Below are 4185 nucleotides of genomic sequence, written 5' to 3' on the forward strand. Positions count from 1 at the left end.
TAGCTAAAAAAGCCTTAGATAACTTCTGTCTTCATGCTGCGAATCAAGCCTTTTTGACAGATACAACGCAGATGCAAGCGTTAATATACAACCTTCTCGCTCGCTATCTCAGCCGTCACGATGTGTCGCTCTGGCAAAGGGCGTGTGAACACGCTTTACCTTATCAGCACAACCAAGTTTTATTTAATCATCATTGCTATATCTATTGTCTAAACGCTCAAGGAGAGACAGCATGACCGACAACACTCGCTCGCCACAATTAACCCTAGACGAAATACAAAGTCAAATGGTCGAGTTGGTTAATCAACTGGCTCCTCGGAACTTGCAAGCAGATGCGGTTGTGTGCCCGTGTGAAAGCGAGCACCGTCCTGTGTATCCAGTGCGATACGCGTACTCGAATTTATATGGCAGTATACCTATTTTTTCGAAAACGGTTCCAACGTTGAATGAAACTTTAAATCCCCCTTCGGATACTGAAGTGTTTTTTTCTGTTTTAAAAGAGAAAATTCCAGAAAATATTTCGCAAATGATGAATGCAAAAACGGTGGAGGATAGCTATGGATACTCCGCTCGTTTATTACGTGAAGGCTGGATTTATGTTTTTGAAGATGATGATTTCTATGACACAAGGGAGTTTAAAAATGGCAGGTTGCTTATTTTCAAACACAACGTTGAAATCAATACAACATCGGATGGTATCAGCGGTCGAGAGGAATTTTTTTCCTATGAAGGAAAAATATCCTCTAAAGGGAAACTTGAAATTATAGATAATTCGCGTTCATACCCTTACATGCCTATATGCAAAGATGTCATGAATATTTCAATTGTGTTCAGTGAGGTGAAGTTATCGAACTACGTGGTCAAAAAAATGATCAAAGATGCCGATTATCGAAAAAAATTTATGCAACAAGCCAATATTGTTCATTTTGAAAATAATGAACATTGTGTTGAAGCGTCGGCAGAAAACTTAGAAAAACTCGTTGAAGACTATAAAAAAGAATCCTTAAAATTTAAGAATTTTATGCAGAAAATAGAGAATAAGGATGTTTTGTATAATTTTTTCAGTGATATAAGTTCTGTACCAGATATCCCTAATGACGTGACATTATTAGTCAATCAATTTAAACGGGCCTTAGATTATGAAGAAAAAGCCACATTAATCATTCTTCATGATCCAGTTGGATACCTCAAAGATATCTTAGCTTTTCATGATACATTAGTATCTATACAGTATGCTTACAGCGAATACTTTTCACATCCTTATAAAATTGGCAGTTACATAGATCAATTAAAAAAAGAGTGTGAAGGTATGGCTGATGGAAAAGGGAAAGAGGAGCTAAATGATATTCTCAATGACAGCATTAATTTTAAGGAATTCAACAAATATTGGCCAATGCTCCAAAAAGATGTCGATATTATTGAATCAAAGTTTAATTATTTAATTAAAATTTATGAGAAATTTAAAACCTCTCAAGAAATTATCAATCGTAAAGGCGGGTTGAAGCATTACTTTGATTATGCTTTTTTAGTTCGAGAAAATATTCAAGAAGATATCACTGAAATATCGATTGAGTCATTTAAAGATATGTGTGATTCACTTGAACTTTATATAAGTTTATTATCCCCATTAAGCACCTCCCGAGCTGGGCGCATACTGTTAAATAAAATTTACTCATTGCAGATTGATAAAAATGATGACCTATTCTTATCGTTGATGACGCGGTTTGTAGTTTTAGCAAGTAATAGTGCAGTTGCTAGAGGAGTCAAAAATATCCCACTTGTGATCTCGGAAAATCAAGAATACTTACAACATATAGCCAATAAAATTACTATATTTGCTTGGGATGCGTTAGCTTACAGTTTTACCAAAACACATCCTAAGTACAAAAAATATGAAATGGAAAATCGTCATATTAGCGTGAAAGGATTAAAGTTTCTTACCCATAAATTATTAAATGCCGTGTTAAATGTTTATGGCGCCAAAGTCTCTTTAACTGAAGTAACAGAAGTTACTGGCTCAGAATTTAAGGATTTGATACGTAAAAGTAAAGCAGACAGGATTGTCACAGATAAAGTCAATCTCCATAAAATGTTTGATTGGCCTAAGCGCTTTCTAGCTAAGGGGACAGGGCATTTAATAGACGTACCTAAAATAAGTATTTACAATGAAAAGTTTAGAGGTTACTTGGCGCTTGGGGCATCGAAAATTAACATTGCCCTCCCTGCACTTTCCTTTTTAGCTAGTGCTATTCAGTATAAAAGTTTACTGTGCATGAGTCAGTATGATGAAGTGGATCCTTTGAAAAAAGCAGCTTTTAATTGCTATCTGTTTCAAAAAATAGCTAATCTTATCGTGGCCAGCGACTCACTGGTTAGCGTCATTCTTAATTGGAAGAAAGTGAAGATCGATATTTTCCCTAAAGCTAACCCATCACTCGAAGCAATTGGAACAGCGGTAAAAACGATTTTTAGTAAAGATGGATTGCGTAATGCATTGACCCCCAAACAGATAAACAAAATTGCCGCCGCAAAAGGTTTAACGAGAATCGCTGCAGTATTGAGCGTGGGATTGTCATTGCGTGATGGTTTTGAGGCCTGGTATATCGGTAATAATAAGCAAATGATTGGTCATGGAATAGAAGCGATTGGCAGTGGGTTACTTGCTTTGCCCTTCTTTCTTTTCGTTGGCTCTGGGGGGTTAGCCTTCTTAGTGGTCGCAGGTATTGTATTTTTAGTTTCTGGATTATTTATCAGTAAAGCTTATGAATGGACTACGCTAGAGAAACTATTAAGGCATTGCTTTTGGGGAAATGAGCCTGTTTCTTTATTTTGGGTAGGTAGAAAATCAGTAAGCATGCAAAATAATTTGATAGAATTTGCTATAAATCATGAAAAAATGAAACCATTTATTAAAATAGAAGAACAAGAGTTTAAGAATTTTTTCTTCACGGCTCAATTAAAGAAGAGTTATATTAAAAATGATGAGTTCGTTAAATTGGAATTTTCATTTTATAATTTTATTCAGGGTGTTTCTGAAGTTCATTTTGAGTTGGTGAAGAAAGATGGTTATAATAGAGAAAATAACAATCCAATTTTAGCGAGGAATAACTATACTATTCTTTCTGAAAAGTATTTATCTCTCTTTGGCTGGGAAAATCTTCATAATCAATTAAAAGATGCAGCATGTAATGGAGAGTTTAATAAAGCTACGGGTGCATATGAATTTAGTTTAGAAGTTAAAACTCAGGTATTGCACGAAACTAAATCGGGTATTTTAGTTATTAAACGAGATATTCCTGATATCTATTGGTACTATGAAGTTAACCCAGATACGGTCGTACCGATGCGGTATATCGACAGTGAAAAAGCGTTAGATGAAGCTAATTGTACTCTGGGCTTTATTAATGAGGAAAAGATATAATGGGAATAGTTGCCTTTGTCAAAAAACACATGACATTAAAATCCAGTTTTGACCGTGCCAAGAAACAAAGTTTTGTATCTAATCACGAGCGTTACCAAAATAATGTTGAGCTTGAAGAGCTAACCTTTATTGATGAAATTAATGCTAAAAAATTTGCCATTGCGAATGTTAATCGAGGAAAACGCGATGTTGGGGCAATGAGCTTTTTTCTGGTTATTTTAGTTTGTTTTATAGTAATTTTGAGTGCATTAATAAATAGAAACATAAAATCTTACAATACTTTTGTTAGCACCATTTCAATGTATGAGAAACATTATAATCTTTCTAAAGAAAAAAATATACTATTGACTAAACAAGTTAAGGAACTTAGACCATTTTACGGTGAAGGCAATAAGAGCTTTGGAGTTTTCTTTGTCGATTATTATTTATGGGGGGGGCATGTCAATAAAGTTGGAGGTATGGACGTTGCTTTTATAATTTTCACGTTAATTTTGGGTGTTTTTACCGGCATGACGGGTTATATAATCTTTTTAAGTCCGCTACCAGTCCTAATTTTCGATCGAGAGAAAAAATATGTCTATAGCTATTTAAAAGGAAAAGTTTCAGCAGACCGCTATGAATATATTGAGTATGGTCATGCCCCTAATATGCTTGTAGTCCGGTTATATAGCATTAATACTGAAAATGGTGAATTGCAGGAAGAGATGTTTTTGCCTTATACATCAGCCAAGTCAAACCTTAACTTTAATACAGCTAATGAAGGC

The 4185-nt window shown here is 34.8% G+C and carries 2 protein-coding genes and 1 pseudogene; all 3 read left to right on the top strand.

Annotated elements, in window-relative coordinates; genetic code table 11:
* A pseudogene (locus tag PSE69_RS19660) lies at positions 1–236 on the top strand (DUF4123 domain-containing protein); the annotation flags it as partial.
* Positions 233–3421, top strand: coding sequence for a toxin VasX (locus tag PSE69_RS19665; protein ID WP_121875038.1), 3189 nt, complete (start codon positions 233–235; stop codon positions 3419–3421). The pseudogene PSE69_RS19660 and the gene PSE69_RS19665, both read left to right, overlap by 4 nt.
* A partial coding sequence (locus PSE69_RS19670) for a hypothetical protein (RefSeq protein ID WP_272514025.1) occupies positions 3421–4185 on the top strand: 765 nt, incomplete at its 3' end. The genes PSE69_RS19665 and PSE69_RS19670, both read left to right, overlap by 1 nt.

The sequence above is a fragment of the Providencia sp. PROV122 genome (genome assembly GCF_028482365.1).
Lineage (GTDB): Bacteria > Pseudomonadota > Gammaproteobacteria > Enterobacterales > Enterobacteriaceae > Providencia > Providencia stuartii.

Coding starts and splice junctions, on each gene's coding strand:
- PSE69_RS19665 (WP_121875038.1), top strand. CDS start 233: ATGACCGACAACACTCGCTCGCCACAATTAACCCTAGACGAAATACAA.